General features: G+C 70.4%; 1 protein-coding gene. It reads right to left on the bottom strand.

Annotated elements, in window-relative coordinates; translation table 11 throughout:
* Positions 1-9: 9 nt before the first annotated feature.
* Complete coding sequence (locus DW899_RS10380; RefSeq protein WP_158566613.1) at positions 10-1299, bottom strand: IS110 family transposase; 1290 nt, start codon at positions 1297-1299, stop codon at positions 10-12.
* Positions 1300-1590: the final 291 nt, after the last annotated feature.

Raw genomic sequence — 1590 nt, 5'->3', positions numbered from 1 at the left:
CTGACGCTCCTATTTGGCAAGGTGTTTTTTAGAATCCATTTTGCGCTCGGCCTCGAAGGCCCGCCTGTCCCAATCGAGCGGAAGTCCGGCCTCGACCCATGCCTCGTAGGCCCTCCTTATGGGCTTGAGCTCCCTTTGGCCCCTCTCCAGCATCGAGATGTACTTCTCGCTGGTTCCCAATATCGACGCCGCCCTCGCCTGGCTGACCTTCGCCGCGCGCCTGGCCGCCACGAGCTCCGAGGCGTCCTCGGGCCTCCTGATCTCGTGCGGGTGCATCAGCGCCCGGTACGCCTCCCTGGCCACGTAGCGCTTGAGGCACCTCATGACCTCCCTGTCGCTCTTTCCCCGCCCCCTGGCCCTCTCGGCGTACTCGGCGGTCTCGGGGTCGCGCATGACCCTCTGCCTCGCGATCTCGTGCAGCGCGCTGTTCGCCTGCCGGTCGCCGCCCCTGTTGAGCCTGTGCCTCACGGTCTTGCCGCTCGAGGCGGGGATGGGGCAGGCCCCGCATATCGCCGCGAACGACGCCTCGGAGCGCAGCCTGCCCGGGTTGTCCCCGGCCGCGACCGCGAGCTTGGCCGCGCTCACGGGCCCGCACCCGTACATCGCCAGCAGCGCGGGGCAGTTCTCCTCCAGGGACGCCTCGATCGCGCGCTCCATGTCGAGCGCCGCGTCGCGCGCCGCCTCCCACAGGTCCGCCAGCGCGCCGAGCGCGGCGCCCAGCGCGCCCTCGGCGCGCACGGAGGGGAGCTCCTCCATCAGCCTCGGCCCTCCCATGCCGCGGAACCTCGACCTGAGCCCCTCCGGCGCGGTGGTGAGCAGCGACCTCGCGGTGTTTATCGCCGAGGTCCGCGCCTTCACCGCCCCGGAGCGCGCCGCGAGCATGCAGCGCACCCCGTCGACCCACCCGTCCTGGCTCTTGGGGGTCCCGAGCTTCGAGCCGGACATCGCCGCGCGGGCGGCCCTCTCCGCGTCCGCCTCGTCGCACTTTCCCTGCCCCGGGCGCCTCCTCTGCATCCTCGCCGGGGAGAGCGCCTCGCGCACGGGCATCCCCAGCGACGCGAGGTGCCTGGTGAGGCCCGCCCCGTAGGACGACGTCCCCTCCATCGCGACGCAGGCCGGCTCCCCGGCCGCCGCGATCGCCCCGGCGAGCGCCTCGTAGCCCGCCGCGTCGGCGGGGAACTGGCGGGACAGGACCTTGCGGCCCCTCCAGTCGAGGACGCACAGCCAGTGCGAGTCGGCGTGGGTGTCGACCCCGCAGAAGACCGGCCCGCGGGCGCCGGGTGTCGATTCGGTTCTCATGACTCGCTCCGTTCTTTCCGTGCTCGCCTGGACCGGGCAGACGGCACACTGACGGGGCGCGATAGAATGCGGTTGTTCGGGTCCGCGGTATCGCTCCATGCTCCTATTAGGTCATGCGGCGGTCTCGGCTCGCCGCGGCCCGCGCGGGACATGTCAGGAAACGAGGGCAGCCCTGTGGGCGCCAGCGGAATGTGGGGTCACCGCGCGGTCCGCATCTGATGGTGTCGACGTCAATGGTATACGGGTGCATCATCGACGTCTTCAATACAGAAAATATCAGTGCGGAATGTT

The sequence above is a fragment of the Collinsella sp. AM41-2BH genome (assembly GCF_003468085.1).
In the GTDB taxonomy this organism is placed as follows: domain Bacteria; phylum Actinomycetota; class Coriobacteriia; order Coriobacteriales; family Coriobacteriaceae; genus Collinsella.
Note: the sequence above shows the minus strand (reverse complement) of the source record. Positions and strands in the feature narration are given on the sequence as shown.